At 38.6% G+C, this 15702-nt stretch carries 13 protein-coding genes, 8 tRNA genes, 1 pseudogene and 1 riboswitch; of the genes and pseudogenes, 17 read left to right on the plus strand and 5 right to left on the minus strand.

The genetic code is table 11. The features are described from left to right. On the plus strand, positions 1 to 445 hold a 445-nt coding region (locus tag FFM62_RS07315; RefSeq protein WP_137604536.1), incomplete at its 5' end, for an IS3 family transposase. Between the two features lie 75 nt (positions 446 to 520). Here the strand turns inward: FFM62_RS07315 and FFM62_RS07320 are convergent. Then, complete coding sequence (locus tag FFM62_RS07320) at positions 521 to 1696, minus strand: MFS transporter (RefSeq protein ID WP_165845922.1); 1176 nt, start codon at positions 1694 to 1696, stop codon at positions 521 to 523. Between the two features lie 283 nt (positions 1697 to 1979). Then, a riboswitch (purine riboswitch) is annotated at positions 1980 to 2078 on the plus strand. 110 nt (positions 2079 to 2188) lie between these two features. Between FFM62_RS07320 and FFM62_RS07325 the strand changes: the two genes are divergently transcribed. From FFM62_RS07325 to FFM62_RS07345, 5 genes are all read left to right on the plus strand, one after another. Further along, complete coding sequence (locus FFM62_RS07325) at positions 2189 to 3493, plus strand: nucleobase:cation symporter-2 family protein (protein WP_115471412.1); 1305 nt, start codon at positions 2189 to 2191, stop codon at positions 3491 to 3493. Positions 3494 to 3498: 5 nt separating this feature from the next. Then, positions 3499 to 4071, plus strand: a complete 573-nt coding sequence (locus FFM62_RS07330) for a xanthine phosphoribosyltransferase (protein ID WP_115471411.1) — start codon at positions 3499 to 3501, stop codon at positions 4069 to 4071. 267 nt (positions 4072 to 4338) lie between these two features. After that, positions 4339 to 5232 carry an NAD(P)-dependent oxidoreductase gene (locus FFM62_RS07335; RefSeq protein ID WP_338117873.1) on the plus strand — a complete coding sequence of 298 codons (894 nt, stop codon included), beginning with the start codon at positions 4339 to 4341 and terminating at the stop codon, positions 5230 to 5232. A 57-nt stretch (positions 5233 to 5289) separates the two neighbouring features. Then, positions 5290 to 6888, plus strand: coding sequence for a glycosyltransferase family 4 protein (locus FFM62_RS07340; RefSeq protein ID WP_115471409.1), 1599 nt, complete (start codon positions 5290 to 5292; stop codon positions 6886 to 6888). Next, entirely contained in the window at positions 6888 to 8417 is a 1530-nt protein-coding gene (locus FFM62_RS07345; protein WP_115471408.1) for a glycosyltransferase, read from the plus strand. The genes FFM62_RS07340 and FFM62_RS07345 overlap by 1 nt, the downstream gene beginning before the upstream one ends. 50 nt (positions 8418 to 8467) lie before the next feature. On the opposite strand, the gene FFM62_RS07350 is transcribed toward FFM62_RS07345, so the two are convergent. Both FFM62_RS07350 and FFM62_RS07355 read right to left on the minus strand, forming a co-directional pair. Next, positions 8468 to 8538: transfer RNA gene (locus tag FFM62_RS07350), tRNA-Cys, on the minus strand. 112 nt (positions 8539 to 8650) lie between these two features. After that, positions 8651 to 9088 carry a MerR family transcriptional regulator gene (locus FFM62_RS07355; protein WP_115471407.1) on the minus strand — a complete coding sequence of 146 codons (438 nt, stop codon included), beginning with the start codon at positions 9086 to 9088 and terminating at the stop codon, positions 8651 to 8653. A gap of 128 nt (positions 9089 to 9216) precedes the next feature. Between FFM62_RS07355 and FFM62_RS07360 the strand changes: the two genes are divergently transcribed. The 4 genes and pseudogenes from FFM62_RS07360 to FFM62_RS07375 all read left to right on the plus strand — a co-directional run bounded on the left by FFM62_RS07360 (position 9217) and on the right by FFM62_RS07375 (position 11251). Continuing rightward, entirely contained in the window at positions 9217 to 9597 is a 381-nt protein-coding gene (locus FFM62_RS07360) for a DUF2255 family protein (RefSeq protein ID WP_115471406.1), read from the plus strand. Between the two features lie 19 nt (positions 9598 to 9616). After that, positions 9617 to 9940, plus strand: a complete 324-nt coding sequence (locus FFM62_RS07365; RefSeq protein ID WP_115471405.1) for a carboxymuconolactone decarboxylase family protein — start codon at positions 9617 to 9619, stop codon at positions 9938 to 9940. A 10-nt stretch (positions 9941 to 9950) separates the two neighbouring features. Next, complete coding sequence (locus tag FFM62_RS07370; protein ID WP_115471404.1) at positions 9951 to 10370, plus strand: cupin domain-containing protein; 420 nt, start codon at positions 9951 to 9953, stop codon at positions 10368 to 10370. 17 nt (positions 10371 to 10387) lie between these two features. Next, positions 10388 to 11251, plus strand: a pseudogene (locus FFM62_RS07375) (aldo/keto reductase). A gap of 243 nt (positions 11252 to 11494) precedes the next feature. Here the strand turns inward: FFM62_RS07375 and FFM62_RS07380 are convergent. After that, positions 11495 to 12835, minus strand: coding sequence for a M20/M25/M40 family metallo-hydrolase (locus FFM62_RS07380; protein WP_115471403.1), 1341 nt, complete (start codon positions 12833 to 12835; stop codon positions 11495 to 11497). A 13-nt stretch (positions 12836 to 12848) separates the two neighbouring features. Continuing rightward, positions 12849 to 14027, minus strand: coding sequence for a hypothetical protein (locus tag FFM62_RS07385; protein ID WP_115471402.1), 1179 nt, complete (start codon positions 14025 to 14027; stop codon positions 12849 to 12851). A 647-nt stretch (positions 14028 to 14674) separates the two neighbouring features. Between FFM62_RS07385 and FFM62_RS07390 the strand changes: the two genes are divergently transcribed. From FFM62_RS07390 to FFM62_RS07420, 7 genes are all read left to right on the plus strand, one after another. After that, positions 14675 to 14747 (plus strand) — tRNA-Val (locus tag FFM62_RS07390). A 2-nt stretch (positions 14748 to 14749) separates the two neighbouring features. Beyond that, positions 14750 to 14823 (plus strand) — tRNA-Asp (locus tag FFM62_RS07395). 8 nt (positions 14824 to 14831) lie between these two features. Further along, positions 14832 to 14904, plus strand: a tRNA-Phe gene (locus FFM62_RS07400). Positions 14905 to 14946: 42 nt separating this feature from the next. Next, positions 14947 to 15017: transfer RNA gene (locus tag FFM62_RS07405), tRNA-Trp, on the plus strand. 14 nt (positions 15018 to 15031) lie between these two features. Continuing rightward, a tRNA-His gene (locus tag FFM62_RS07410) sits at positions 15032 to 15104 on the plus strand. A gap of 57 nt (positions 15105 to 15161) precedes the next feature. After that, positions 15162 to 15245 (plus strand) — tRNA-Leu (locus FFM62_RS07415). Between the two features lie 47 nt (positions 15246 to 15292). Further along, a tRNA-Leu gene (locus tag FFM62_RS07420) sits at positions 15293 to 15376 on the plus strand. Positions 15377 to 15702: the final 326 nt, after the last annotated feature.

The raw sequence follows: 15702 nt of genomic DNA on the forward strand, positions 1-15702 counted from the left end.
ACGAGCATATTTTACGGCCTATATTGATGTTTATAGTGGTGAGATTCTCACTTGGAATATTGATCTTCATCCAACCGTTGATTTCGTTACGAAACCACTGGATGAACTATTAAATACTAGGCCCAAATTAAATTACCGTTTGACGATTCACTCTGACCAGGGATTCCAGTATCAAAATTATGAATATGTCTCACGTTTGCAGAACAACCAAGTGTTTCAAAGTATGAGTCGCAAAGCGACCTGTCTAGATAATGCTATGGCAGAGAGCTTCTTTCATATCTTGAAGGTAGGAACTGTCCATAATAACCATTATCAAAACTATGACGAGCTGAAGTCTGCCGTCAATAATTATATCTATTACTACAACAATAAGCGGATTAAAACAAAGCTGGCCGGAAAAACTCCGGTTCAATACCGAAGTCTTTCCGACCAGCTAGTTGCTTAAACTTCTCTCCAATTTTTGGGGTTCAGTTCATCCAACCCTTTTTATTAATACTAATTATAAGCTGCTAAATTATTTTTAATACAATGGTCCTCGTGCTGCATTAACCTTGTTCAACATAACCGTTGAAATTAAGGCAAATGCAGTAAAGGCAGCACCACCGATACCTACATTATTCAAGCCAAAGTTTGAAACGACCAGACCTCCAGCTGCAGATCCTAATGAGATACCTAAGTTTGAGAAAATTGAATTGATTGAAGAAGCTAACACAAGTGATTGCGGATAATCATTTTCAGCAACACCCATAATGTGTAGTTGAAGTGGTGAATTAACAAGATACATCAAAATACCAACTAGCATAATGTCAACTGTACCTAACCAGGTGTTTTGTAGCCATAATGGCATCGTGATTAGGACAATAAATTCAATGATGTAAAGTAGTGGCATGCTACGCAAGCCTTTATTGTTGGCGATTCGGCCACTTGCCTGATTACTAATCAGTGACATCACACCAAAGATAGTTAGCAAAAACGTAATCACACCCGGATTGAATGATAATGTCTTTGAAAAAATTGGTCGTAGATAAGTATAAAAGACATATACACCAGCTAGACTACAAGTTTGAATAAAGACACTGAGATAAATTCTGGGATCCTTGAAAATAACAAATTGTTGTAGGACGTGACCTTGTTTCTCTTGCATCAAGTTATGAGGTAACGTTTTGATGATTAAGAATACAGTTATGATGCTGAGCAAGGTAATCGTGATGAAGGTGAAACGCCAACCTAATGTTGTACTGATCCAAGTTCCTAAAGGTACCCCGAATACTGATGCGACACTGAAACCAGAAAAAATCCAGCTAACTAACCAAGCACGTTTGGGCATTGGGGCAATAACGGTTGCGAATGTCATCGATAATGACAGGAGCGATCCGGAAACAATGGCAACGATGATACGCGAAATTACAAGTATCGTATAATTTGGCGCAAAAATCGTTAGGGCATTTCCGAATGTAAAAATCAGCGCTAAAACGACCATGGCGTGATATAAGTTGTTTTTAAGCGTTGATGTGATGATTGGTGTACTCACGGCATAAACCAAGGCAAAGATGGTCACCAAATAGCCCGTTGTGGCCACGCTAACTGAAAATTCTTTTGCCAAATCATCAAGAATACCAATAATAATAAACTCACTAAAACCTAAGATAAAAGAGATTAAAATCAGTACAAAACTTTGAATTTTAAATTCTTTCACACGAATCCTCCTTAATTACTAGATAGTAATAATATAAACCCACAATATTTTTTCCACTCAGGATAAAATATAAAACTTTAACCCCTGTTGTCAATGTTTTTTAACTGACAAAGCATAGGAAATATAATCGCTATGACATCGTGTGTGACGCTAATTTACTTAAACTACTTTGGTCTTATAGGAATGAAAGCGCTAATAGATAAGAAAAGTGAGCAAGACAGCATTAATGCCGAATAATCATGTTTTCAAATGACGAAATGTCTGTTATATTTAAGTACATAATAATTGAAACGTAATCACTGTCGGTATAATTGTTGGAGAATGGCCAACGAGTTCCTACCCTTCTCCCAAGAGATGGACTACCGATAGTGTTTTAATATTTTGATGCACCCATTCTGCATGCTTTTGCGTGTTTGGGTGCTTTTTTATTGCCAAATATCTATAGGGATAGTGGTTACGTGTGTTGTTTCTACATTGGAGGAGAGTTAAGTTATGGAGTCGAACACACGGACATCGACAGGACGTTTTAACAAGTTACGTAATCTGATTTTAGGGTTGCAACACGTTCTGGCAATGTATTCTGGTGGGATCTTAGTACCATTATTGATTGGTGCAGCATTACATTTTAATGCGCAACAAATGGCGTATTTAATTTCAGCTGACATTTTTATGACGGCGATTGGAACTTTATTCCAAGTTAAAGGTACCCGATATACTGGTATTGCAATGCCAGTTGTGATCGGTTCAGCGGTACAAACGGTTTCACCGTTAATTAATATTGGTAGTACACTCGGGATTGGTGCGATGTATGGTGCCACGATAGCAGCCGGTATTTTTGTCTTTCTGATTGGTGGTTTGTTTTCGCGTCTACGTCAATTTTTCCCACCAGTGGTGACCGGGTCATTGATTACGGTGATTGGATTTACCTTAATTCCGGTTGGTTTCCAAAATTGGGGTGGTGGCGACACTGCAGCGAAAAGTTTTGGTAGTTTGACGAATTTATCAATTGGTTTGGTAACCATATTGATTATTCTGTTATTTACTATTTTCGCCAAAGGCTTTATTAAATCAATTGCTATTTTATTGGGGATCATTCTGGGAACGGTTTTTGCAGGACTTCTTGGAGAAGTATCATTACAACCAGTTGCTGAAGCTTCATGGTTCCATATGCCAACACCATTTTTCTTAGCGACACCAACATTTCACTGGTCAGCGATGATTACGATGATGATTGTGGCACTAACATCGATGATGGAATCAACCGGAGTTTACTTCGCCTTAGCTGGTTTAACGGGGCGTAAACTAACGAATGAGGATATGGCGAAGGGATATCGTGCTGAAGGATTGGCAGTTATCCTTTCAGGTTTGTTTAACACATTCCCATATTCAACGTTCTCACAAAATGTTGGGGTGGTTCGTTTGTCAGGTGTTAAGACACGACAACCAATCTATTATGCCGTATTGATTTTGCTCTTGATTGGTTTGTTACCAAAGTTTGGCGCACTAGCTACGATTATTCCATCATCTGTTTTGGGTGGTGCAATGATTATCCTATTTGGTACAATCGGTGTACAAGGAATCACGATTCTAAAGCAAGTTGATTTTAATGCTGAACGAAATTTGATGATTGCAGGTATTTCGATTGGTGCAGCAATTGGGGTGACAGTGTACCCACAAATTTTCCAACATCTACCAGAATTAGTGAAATTAGTTATTGAAAATTCAGTTGTTATAACGTCAGTATTAGCTGTATTATTGAATATTTTATTACCAGGACGTGAGAAAGAGGTTAATTAGCAGACATGAAAATTTTAGAAGATCGCATCAAGCAAGACGGCCGTGTTTTAGGTGAAGATGTTTTGAAGGTTGATAATTTCTTGAACCATCAAGTAGATCCTGAATTAATGCAAGCTTTGGGTGAAGAATTTGCGCGTTTGTTTGCAGATGAAAAGATAGACAAGGTATTGACTGTTGAATCATCAGGAATCGCGCCTGCTGTTTTTGCAGCATTATCATTACAGGTGCCAATGGTCTTTGCTCGTAAGAAGAAGTCAATTACGCTATCTTCAGAATCATACATTGCTGATGTTTACTCATTTACCAAGCAAGAAACAAATCATGTGATGATCGATAAGCGTTTCTTGCATGAAGGTGAACGTGTATTGTTGATTGATGATTTCTTGGCAAATGGTCAAGCAGTAACTGGTTTGATGGAAATTGCTGAAGATGCTAAAGCTGAAGTTGTTGGCGTTGGAATTGTTGTCGAAAAGACGTTCCAAAAGGGCCGTGCGATGTTAGATGATCAAGGGGTTCATGTTGAATCTTTGGCACGTATTGCAGCTTTTGAAGATGGTCAGGTTGTGTTTGCTGATTAATATATTTTAAGTACGAAATGGTTGGAACAAAATAAATGTTCCGACCATTTTTTTGCTAAAAATGTATTAAGTTACGTCTGTAATTTTGATAGTATAAACACGTTCCAAAAGTCTGAAGCCTCAATGTAACAACGATTACACAATTCCGCCTCTTCGCTGCACTACGAGTCAAAATAACGTAATCATCGTTACACAACAGCTTCAAAACGACTTTTATCTCGCTCTCATTTTTATTTTTTAAGATAAGCAAGGTAAAATAGAAATAATATAACAAACAGGGGGGCATTTGAAATGAAAATTGGTGTTATCGGTACAGGGGTTATGGGAAGTGGCATTATAAATAATTTATTACAGGCAAACTATGATGTGTTTGTTTATAATCGAACCAAAGCACATGCGCAAGCAGTCATTGATCATGGTGCTGTGTGGCAAGATTCACCACGTCAAATTGCTTCAGTTGCTGATGTGGTCATTACGATGGTTGGTTATCCCAAAGATGTTGCGAGTCAATATTATGGCGAAACGGGTATTTTTGCAGGAACCCATGCCGGACAAATTGTTGTTGATATGACGACGTCTACCCCAACCTTAGCGCAAGAACTGGCTGAGGCAGGTGCAAAACAAGGGATGACTGTTTTGGATGCACCAGTATCTGGTGGTGATACGGGCGCTAAAAATGGTACATTGACTGTTATGGTTGGTGGCGAAAAGGCAGCTTTTGATGAGTTACAACCAATTTTTAAAGTTATTGCCAAAGATACCACATTATTCGGTGGTGCTGGTCGTGGTCAACATGCAAAAATGGCTAATCAAATTATGGTTGCTGGTACCATGTTGGGGATGGCAGAAACCATGAGTTATGCACGTGCTGCTGAACTAGATGTTAATCAAGTGTTGCAGACATTAGGTGGTGGTGCTGCGCAAAACTGGTCATTAGATAATTATGGGCCACGTATTTTAGCAGACGACTATGCTGCTGGATTCTATGTGAAGCATTTTATTAAAGACTTACGCATTGCATTAGATGAGGCTGCTAAATTGCAAATCGATCTACCAATGACCGCATTAGCTGAGCAGATGTATACAAAATTAGCAGATGAAAATAAGTTAGCAGATGCAGGAACACAAGCAATTGTTAAGTTGTGGTCCCAATTTGCATAGTACATGAACAATGGTGGTTGATACTTTTTCAGCAATCAGCCATGAAAGGCGGAACAAATGAACTTTTTTATTAATGCAACAATGCCGAAGCAAAAATCGGGAATTGAGCATGCTGAATTAAAGCGATTAGATTTATTCAACAAAAATAATGAGCCAGTCATGGTCGTGTTACGTGACTGGGATCCTAATGCCCATATCAATGCCAATGATGCGGGGATTGTTGATAATCAATTAATTAATATGTTTGATTATTTTCAAGAATCACTACAAATCGAGCCGAAAAAATTACAAGTTCAAGATATTGAATTTGGGGCTTTAAACATCAAATTTGCTGATGATGTAGAAAAATCCCGCTATTTAGTGAAGTCGAATGAGCAACTTGTTGCACGTGTGAACTACAATGTCGATGCCGATCGTCAGGTAAAATCTGTTGAATGGTTTGATGGCTTTAATAATCTTTACCGTGTGGACCATTATGATTCACGAGGATTTATTTCATTACAACAGTGGTATACGCCAGATAATAAAATTGGGACTGAAACTTGGCAAACACCATCTGGTCGCACTGTGATTGAAGCCTTTCATAAAAATACAATGAGTGGTGAAATCAATAAAACAAGTTGGCGGTTGATTGATCGTGCTAATCAGGTTTATCAATTTGATACTCTGGCTGAACTGACAAAATATTTCTTTGATTGCCTGAATGATGATTATTGGTCGCTTGATCAACCGAATGTTTTCATTGCCGATCGGGCCCATTTGGGTGATTGGGGACTATTACATCTGAAAAAGCCAGCGTATACGGTTTTCCACTTACATAATGCGCATACGGCGAATGCCCGAAATCCGGCAGCACCTTTGCTGAATAATAATTATGAATTCTCATTGAATAATATTGATGGGTATGATGCAGTAGTATCGGCTACGCACAAGCAAACGGCTGATGTTCGCGCACGTTTTCAACCCAAAACAAAGTTATTTACTATTCCTGTGGGTGTTGTGCCAGACCGTTTATTAGGTGCACCACGTGTGCCAGTAGCTGAGCGTAAATTTGGTAAAATGGTTGTTTTTGCACGGATTGCTTGGGAAAAGCATCTTGATGATTTAGTGCGGGCAATTGGACTTGTGCATCAGGAATTTCCTGAAGTGACCTTAGACTTATACGGTTATCCTGATCCTAGTGATAATTACAAGGCGCGTCGTGAAGTTGAACAGGTGATCGACGAATATCAATTGTCAGATGTTGTTACTTTGAAAGGCTATACGACAGATATTGATCAGGTGCAAAATGAAGCCATGATGTATGGCTTGACCTCTCGTATGGAAGGCTTTAATTTGGCAATCATGGAAGCTATTTCCCACGGGTTAATTGCCTTTTCTTATGATGTTAATTATGGGCCAAATGAAATTGTTGAAGATGGGGTTAATGGTGCCGTTGTGCCATACGGTGATTACAATGCTTTGGCACAAGCAATTTTACAAGTTCTTCGTGATCCAAAGCTAGCAGAACAATATATGACTGGTGCGTATGAGTCAGCCGAGCGTTATTCAGAAGCTTCTGTTTGGTCGGCCTGGCAATCATTATTAGTGGATGCTAAAGAAAGTTGGCCAGCTAAACTTGCGGGTATGCCAGGTTATCGAGGAGGACAACTCTAATGTATTATTTTGTGAGTGAAAATATATTTGCCTATAATTCGGGAACTGAACATGCGCAAGCCCAACGTGTTAAGTTCTTTAATCGACGAGCGGAGCAAGGGCGCTTGGGTCAAGCAGCATACGTGACGCGAGATTATAATCGCTTTTTAAGTCGGGATGCGAATGCCATCGGGTTGAATACTGACGAAGTATTGAACATGTATGACTATTTTCAAGGAACGACTCATGTGTTGCGTCAAGAACAGCCATTACGCTTGTTATCACAAATTCCCGTTGACAAGTACCATATTGTTGGTCATGGACCAAATTATTCCACCCTTGAAGATGCTGGTCGTGTCGTTGCGAAAATTAATGTGATGCCGGCAACTGTTGGCTTAGTTAATGACATTACGTATTACGATCGGGCTGATAATGTGACGGCGCGTGAAAATTTTGATTGGCGTGGCTTTAAGTCATCTGTTGACTACTTTCATCCAGATGGTCGATTGGCTGTGCAGAAATTTTTGAATTTATCCGGCGAAACGGTTCTGGAAGTGACCCATATGAATATTAATGGCCAATTACTACCAAGTATGTATAGGCTAATTAATTATTTAGGTCATGACTACCGATTTAACACTGAGGAACAATTATTCCTGTTCTTTTTGAATGAAATTACGCGTCAGCAACCTGATACGACACTGATTTCAGATCGGCGTGGTTTGGATCATATTGTGGCTGGGGTGCAGGGAACGACTCATAAATTCGCTTATTTGCATGATATTCATACTGGCGATACGAAACATCCCGTACGTGGTAAGTTATATCCTGCCTATATCAATGTATTAGAGCGCTATGGGGGAGCATTTACAGCAATCTTGGTGTCAACGTTGGCGCAACAAAGAGATTTACAGACCCGTTACCCACGCTTGACTATCAAAGTGGCGCCAGATGTTGTGATTGATGAACAAACGTTGGCACAGCCACGTGTGACGCTGTCAGAGCGCCAGCCACATCAATTACTGTATGTTGGTCGGCTATCACCTGAAAAGCGCCCAGAACAAGCGTTACGAGTTTTAGCACGGGTAGTGAAAGATGTGCCAGATGCAACGCTGGTTTATTACGGTTATGCAGCGACACAAGAAATGATGCATGACTTGCAGGAATTGGCAACAAAACTACAAGTTATTGATCACGTTACTTTTGGTGGTTATGTGCCAAGTACGGATCTACAAAAAGATTATCAGCAAGCGCAGGTTATCCTACAAACATCCGTTGGCGAAGGTTTGGGGATGAACTTGGTTGAAGCAATGGGAAATGGGGTTCCAAGTGTTAGCTTTGATGTACCATATGGGGCCCATGCCTTGATTGAAGATGGGGTTAATGGTTACGTCGTCCCAGATGGATCGAATCTGGTAATGGCTCAAAAAGTAAGCGAGTTGTTACTTGATGATGATCAATGGACCCAAATGTCGGTTGCTGCTTATGATAAAGCACAAGCATTTGCAGAATCGAAAATGGCAACTATTTGGCAACAAGTACTGAATTAAATAAAAAAGGACAAACTGACGCGACACTGTCAGTTTGTCCTTTTTTAATAAGGTAGTGGCGGGAATCGAACCCGTGATGACGGTTTTGCAGACCATTGCCTTACCACTTGGCTACACTACCATATACATTTGCTACCACGATTACATATTATAGGGGAAATTAAGCAAAGTTGCAATTACCTAATTAAATTGTGGTGGAAGTTGTTTGAATAGGGAGTAGCCAAGTGCTTATTTTATTCGTGATGCCCTAATTTTTGCAGATAGTCAGCAAAGGATTCATCTTCAGAAGAAATGCCAGCTTCTTTTGCTTCATACCAATTAATTTTGTCATTTAAAATTTGTAGATGATGTTGTATTTCTGAAAATTCGTTTAAAAAATCATTCTTGGTAGTCTTTAAAAGTTCAAGACGCTGTGGAATGGTACTATCTCCTTGTTCGCGCCAGATAATATATTGTTTAAGCTCTTTAACACTCATACCAGTACCTTTTAAATGATTCAAGAATTTAAGCCAGCTAATATCTTCTGTCGTGTAGTAACGACGGCCATTAGGAAATCTTTGCGGTTTAATCAAACCTTCTGTTTCATAGTATCGTAAGGTGGAAGTTGGTAAATTAAATTTACGGCTAAATTCGCCGATAGTATATTTTTTATTATCAGATAAATAATTCATTTTTATACACCTCTTAAAGTTGGGTTTAGTTTATATTATACAGGAATAACTGCCAATCGTTTACTTTGACTTAAAGTGTACTTTAAGTAGTATGCTTGCTACAGATACTAAGAATTGGGGGATGAAAAATGACTTTACAGTGGACATCAGAGCAATTGGACAAATTTACAAGTGCTGACGACTTACACGTGTCACCATTTTATGCGGATGGTAAGACTTATGGTACGCCAACATGGATTTGGTCAGTTGTTGTCGACAATGATATATATGTGCGAGCTTATAATGGCCAAAATTCAAGATGGTATCAATCAGCTATGGCACAAGGGGCCGGTAAAATCAAAATAGCTGGTGAAGAATTCGAAGTGAATTTTATCGATGCAGCTGGTAGCAATGAATTAGATTTAAAAATCAATGCGGCATATCAAAAAAAGTATCAAGATAGTCCTTATTTACCACCTATGTTACAAGCGGGACCAGTAAGTGCCACAGTTAAGATTTTACCTAGGTAAGTTATTGGAGGAATTAGTTATGGCTAAGAAACAAACTGCTGGGCAAGAACAATTGGGTGATTTTGCACCACAATTTGCCCACTTGAATGATGATGTTTTATTTGGGGAAGTTTGGAGCAAAGAAGATGAGTTGTCTGCGCATGATCGTTCGTTAATAACGATTGCAGTGCTGATTGCTACGGGAAATACTGAACAATTATCTGCTCATTTACAAATTGGAAAAAATAATGGTATTACCCAAGAAGAAGTTGTCGCTGAAATTACTCATTTAGCCTTTTATACAGGCTGGCCCAAAGCTTGGTCAGCTTTTAATCGAGCAAAAGAAATTTGGCAAGAAAAATAAGGAAGAGAATATGACATTAGAAAAAGTTGAACAACCTGGGGTATTTGCAACCGGACCAAAAAATGATGCTTACGCCCAATATTTTATTGGACAAAGCTATAACAATACGTTAGTAATCCCTGGAAAAGACGTTAGTGTGCCAGTCGGCAATGTTACTTTTGAACCTGGTTGTCGCAATAATTGGCATATTCATCATCATGGTAGTCAAATTTTATTGATTACTGGTGGTGAAGGCTGGTATCAAGAAGAAGGTAAAGCGGCACAATTATTAAAACCAGGAGATGTTGTGATAGCACATGATGGCGTCAAGCACTGGCATGGTGCCACGGAAAATTCTTGGTTCAGTCACTTGGCTATTACGACAGGTGAATCAGAATGGTTAGAGCCAGTTACGGATGAGGAATACGCTAAGTTAGTGGTAGCTGATTAAATAAGAAAGGCGGCAAGATGACAATCTTAAATGAAAAGTACACGCTAAATAATGGTGTTCAAATCCCAAAATTAGGTTTTGGAACTTGGTTGATTGACAATGATAAGGTAGCAACAGCAGTTCAACAGGCAGCCGAACTTGGGTAACGTCACTTTGACACCGCACAAGCCTATGGTAATGAGGAAGGTGTGGGCATTGGATTAAAGGCCAGTGGACTTAATCGCGATGAAATTTTTGTGACAACTAAAGTGCAAGCTGAATTTAAAGATTATGAAACTGTCAAAAACTCAATTGATGAATCTTTGCAAAAATTAGAATTGGATTATGTGGACTTATTGTTGATTCATGCACCTGAGCCATGGGCTGAATTTCATGGAGAAAATCATTATTTTAAAGAGAACCTAGAAGTTTGGCGTGCTATGGAAGAAGCTGTTCAAGATGGCAAGGTCCGAGCAATTGGTGTTTCAAATTTTAAACAAGCTGATTTAACTAATATTTTAGAAAATGGCTCAATCAAACCGGCAGTGAATCAATTGTTAACACACATTGGAAACACGTCTTTCGATTTATTAGAACAAGCCAAGCAAAATGATATTTTAGTTGAAGCATACTCGCCAGTGGCGCATGGTGAAATCTTGAAAAATGGACAAATCAAACAAATGGCGGCTAAGTATCAAGTGTCAGTCCCACAATTGGCAATCCGCTATTGTTTAGAGTTGGGAACTTTGCCATTACCTAAGAGTGAGACCCCAGAGCATATTGCTGATAATGCGGCTGTTGATTTTAAAATTGATGCGGCAGATATGGAAATTTTAAAGAATTTACCACAGTTTAAAGACTATGGCGATTCAAGTGATTTTCCTGTATTCAGTGGTAAATGATTCAATGGTTGCTGAAAAAATTAAATTATTTAAGTTGTTTTAAAATTGCGGGAGCATCCATAGGTTGGTGCTCCCTTTTTTCATATCTGTAAAAGGTTAAGGTAAGTGATACTAAATAAAGAGCGTATGTGTACTTGTCGAATAGGTATTTATATTATTAATTTGATGAGCTGATAAAAATGGTCGGTAAATTTGCTATATAGCAAGTTTACCGACCATTTGTGTTTTAACTATTAACTTTAATTATTCCTCCGCAAATTTCTGAACTAGGTTTACCAAATAATAAGTACCTTGCTTGAAGTCAGATATACGGATGTTTTCATTTGGCGCATGAGGCGTACTACCACTGTAATGAATACCAAAACCGACGATTGGTACTTGTAAATGATTATAAAATGCTCTCATAGGACCAGCACCTGGCTGATTTGGGATTAATGCTACTTTATTACCAAATAGTTCCTGAGCTAATTTATAATTTTGTTGTACAAACTCGGTTTCTAGGGGTGTCCGATGAGCATCTTCTGATAAATTAAAATGGACTTGCAAATCACCAAAGCCATTGTGTTTCAATTGCTCTTGAATATAATAAGCTATCTTTTCAGGGTCTTGGCCTGGTACTAATCGACAATCCAACTTGGCTTTAGCGTATCTTGGAATAACTGTTTTAACACCAGCTCCTTCATATCCGGCACTTAGTCCATTAATAGTCATTGTAGGTTCATTCATTACGGCATAGAAAGGCTTTTTTACTGGCAATTTTCCATTAGTTACACCAAAAGTATCGATGATTGTTTCAGTATCAAAATGTTGTTCTAATGTGTCGATTTGTTTTTGGGTGTAGTCACTCAAGTGTGCAATGCCATCATAAAAATGTTCAACATTAATTTGGCGGTCAGGCCCATATAAACTAGCTAATCCTTGAACTAACCGCCAAGCAGCGTTATCCAGATAAGCTGCTAATGAAGAATGTGCATCGGATGTGGCTGTATTTACATCCACATCAAAAGAGGTGATTCCCTTAGTGCCAGCGATAATTTGAAAGTTATTATCTTCATCCATACCACCACCTTCCCAAATCAACGCATCACATGCTAAATCAGCGGTAGCGTCTTGAACATACTTATCTATATTGGGACTACCGATTTCTTCTTCTCCTTCAATCATAAATTTCACATTACAAGGTAAACCACCGTTTTCTTGATAATAACGTACTGCTGCTAATCTCGAGACTATTTCTCCTTTGTCGTCACAGATTCCACGGGCATATACTTTATCATCTTTATAAGTAGGTTCAAATGGGTCAGTTTCCCATTCGTCAATCGGATCTTCCGGTTGGACATCGTAGTGGTTATAAAACAATAATGTTTTATCACTGTGCCCTTTAAAAAAGGCATAGACAACAGGATTGCGATATTCTGAATAGACTTTCACTTCACTTGCACCTAATTGTTTAAACGTTGTGGTTAAGTAGTTTACACCTTCTTGAATACCTTTATTTTGTGCGGACACACTCTGAATTCGAAAAAAATCAGCATCCTTTTTAAGTTCTTTTTCAGCGTATTGATAAATGTTTTCTTGATTCATAAGAACCTCCTTTTTACAACATTTTTAGAAAGAAAGAAGCGACAAATACGGCAGCTACTGAAACGGTAGCAAAACCTCCGACCAGCATCTTAGGCAACATGTTATCTAGTAAGAATACTTGTTCTTGCTTGTCTTTTGTTAAGTTGTTAACGACATCAGTGGTTAGAATATAATCCGAAGGGAAACCGCACAAAGCAGTCAACGAGCAAGCAAACGCCATCTGACGAGACATACCAAAGGGTTTAGCTAATAGGAATGATGCAATAAACATTCCTATGAGACCCAAGGCAATGAGAGTGATTACTGGTAGCAAGATTTGGCCAATTGTTTGGGGTGTTGTCGCATTCAATTCGGCCAAAATATATGCTAATAAACCATACATTAGCCAGTTGAAAACACCGGCTTTGTTCATCGCATTATCATCTAAAAAGCCAATTTCGTGGAAAACAACACCAAATATCAAACATAAAACATTGGCATTAATTGATCCGCCTACCAAATCACTTATCCAATAACTGATTGCCGCAATTAGTGCCACTTTAGCCATGATGAAAGCAGATGTTTCATAATCCTTACCGAAGCTAAAGAATTGATGACGTTTAGATTCGTCAGTTTTGTCGTTGATAACACTTGCCTGGGCTTTAGTGGGATCATTTGCATAAACTTTCTGTAAACGATGACCTTCTTGTTTAAGCATTAATGAAATCAGTGGAAAACTAACAATATGATGTACAACAAACATTGCCACAGGGTAAGCAACAATTGCAGTTAAACCGACAGATTTGATTCCCTGAGTCATCAAAGCGGCTGATACGAGTCCACCAGTTAATGTGGGCACGGTAGCTAAAACTAAGTTTTTACCAAAAAATGCTAACCCGATGGATAGTGTTAGTAACATCGTACCAGCAACGCCAATTAGTGCGATACAGACTGCTTTCCATTGTTGTAGTAATTTTTTTAAATTCATTAAGGTCCCTAGATGAACTAATAGTAGGCCAATGCAGATATTAATAAACGGGGTACTATAGGATGCTTTTGCAATTAAATCTTTTGGTAATACTGTCCAAAATCCAATTAAAAAAATGAGTGCAGTAACAAAAATAGATGGTATCCATGATTTAGTCCTGGTTGAAATACATTCACCAATAAACATTGCTGCCATGACAAAGCAGAAAAACAACAAATTTTCCATATAAACTCTCTCCTATAATAAGTAAATTAATAATATCTATGAGGCTTCATATTTTTTGGCTTATAGTCTTACCCGGATATGTTTTATTAAATTTTTTTCAAATAGGGTAGTATGATAAAAATATCTATTCATAATTCAATACCTTATCCTCTCCGTAGTTTTTATTATTCTAAAAATAAAAAGGCCCCAGCTATTGAAAGCTGGAGCCTTTAAATCACTAGAAATAATTAATTAGTCTTAACCTAGCAAGTCCAGTTTCAAAGTTTCTGAAAAGGACTTACTGTTGAAGTCCTTTATGGAACTAACACTAAGCCTAATAAATTAGTAATAATTGCTGATATTTTATTTGAACTTGTGTTAATTACCATAACCTGGGCCTCCTTGATTAAACTATAATTAGAATTATAATCTTATTTTAATTAAAATCAATGGTTGATTTGGTTTTGATTTATTATAAGAAAATAGGGTAGTAATTTATCGGCTAAGTGAGAAGTTATAAAGCAAAGCAGACAATCTTATCCTTCACCAAACGAACCTCATCACTTCATACTCAGATAAAATTAAAATCATATGTCGTTAAGGGTTGCAAACCTTGCGAAATATAGGTATAATAATTTCTGTTGTTGAGTTTACAGCAACAGAAAAATGGACGTTTAGCTCAGCTGGGAGAGCACCTGCCTTACAAGCAGGGGGTCACAGGTTCGATCCCTGTAACGTCCATTGGTCGCATGGTCTAGTTGGTTATGACGTTCGCCTGTCACGCGAAAGATCACGGGTTCGAATCCCGTTGTGACCGTTTATAATGGCGCGGTAGCTCAGTTGGTAGAGCATACGATTGAAGCTCGTAGTGTCGACGGTTCGATTCCGCCCCGCGCCATTTGATGATACATTGTATTGTCAATAATAACCATCTCAAAATAGGGGTATAGTTTAATGGTAGAACAACGGTCTCCAAAACCGTCGGTGGGGGTTCGACTCCCTCTACCCCTGTTTCTTTGATGATGGCGGTAGTGGTGAAGTGGTTAACACACCGGTTTGTGGTTCCGGCACGCGTGGGTTCGATCCCCATCTACCGCCCTTGGAGTTATTAATTGGTAACTCCTTTTATATTTGTATATGATAATAGTTAAATATGCCGTTGTGGCGGAATTGGCAGACGCGCTGGACTCAAAATCCAGTTCCCGCAAGGGAGTATGGGTTCGACCCCCATCGACGGCATTCGGTATTACCGTTTATTAGCAATATTTCTTATTTAATTATTACATGCCGTTGTGGCGGAATTGGCAGACGCGCTGGACTCAAAATCCAGTTCTCGCAAGGGAGTATGGGTTCGACCCCCATCGACGGCATATTTTAAGTTCTACAAACTTGGTTTGACTAGGTTTGTGGAGCTTTTTTTGTCTAGTATTAACTATGAACAGGTTAGCGTTGTATTTTCAGTTCTTGACAGTCGCATCATAATGCAGGTACACTTATGTCAATAAATTCAGTGGAGGGTCATTATGAATCAATCAATGCTTAATGTAACAGTTTGTTTCTGTCGAACAACGCGCTTTATGCGATGTTCGGCCTGTTAGTATTGGCATTTTTGAGGAATAATAACCTTAAAAGTTCAATACCCGCTTGGCTGGGATTGAGCTACGGGCGCGAAGTCTCTGATGAGAATCAGAATTTC

The sequence above is a fragment of the Weissella thailandensis genome (assembly GCF_005405465.1).
Classification (GTDB): domain Bacteria; phylum Bacillota; class Bacilli; order Lactobacillales; family Lactobacillaceae; genus Weissella; species Weissella thailandensis.

What these genes read in the sequence shown, in the direction of transcription:
- FFM62_RS07360 (WP_115471406.1), top strand. Translation starts at nt 9,217, where the DNA reads ATGACTTTACAGTGGACATCAGAGCAATTGGACAAATTTACAAGTGCT.
- FFM62_RS07340 (WP_115471409.1), top strand. Translation starts at nt 5,290, where the DNA reads ATGAACTTTTTTATTAATGCAACAATGCCGAAGCAAAAATCGGGAATT.
- FFM62_RS07330 (WP_115471411.1), top strand. Translation starts at nt 3,499, where the DNA reads ATGAAAATTTTAGAAGATCGCATCAAGCAAGACGGCCGTGTTTTAGGT.
- FFM62_RS07370 (WP_115471404.1), top strand. Translation starts at nt 9,951, where the DNA reads ATGACATTAGAAAAAGTTGAACAACCTGGGGTATTTGCAACCGGACCA.
- FFM62_RS07325 (WP_115471412.1), top strand. Translation starts at nt 2,189, where the DNA reads ATGGAGTCGAACACACGGACATCGACAGGACGTTTTAACAAGTTACGT.
- FFM62_RS07385 (WP_115471402.1), bottom strand. Translation starts at nt 14,027, where the DNA reads ATGGAAAATTTGTTGTTTTTCTGCTTTGTCATGGCAGCAATGTTTATT.
- FFM62_RS07345 (WP_115471408.1), top strand. Translation starts at nt 6,888, where the DNA reads ATGTATTATTTTGTGAGTGAAAATATATTTGCCTATAATTCGGGAACT.
- FFM62_RS07380 (WP_115471403.1), bottom strand. Translation starts at nt 12,835, where the DNA reads ATGAATCAAGAAAACATTTATCAATACGCTGAAAAAGAACTTAAAAAG.
- FFM62_RS07365 (WP_115471405.1), top strand. Translation starts at nt 9,617, where the DNA reads ATGGCTAAGAAACAAACTGCTGGGCAAGAACAATTGGGTGATTTTGCA.
- FFM62_RS07355 (WP_115471407.1), bottom strand. Translation starts at nt 9,088, where the DNA reads ATGAATTATTTATCTGATAATAAAAAATATACTATCGGCGAATTTAGC.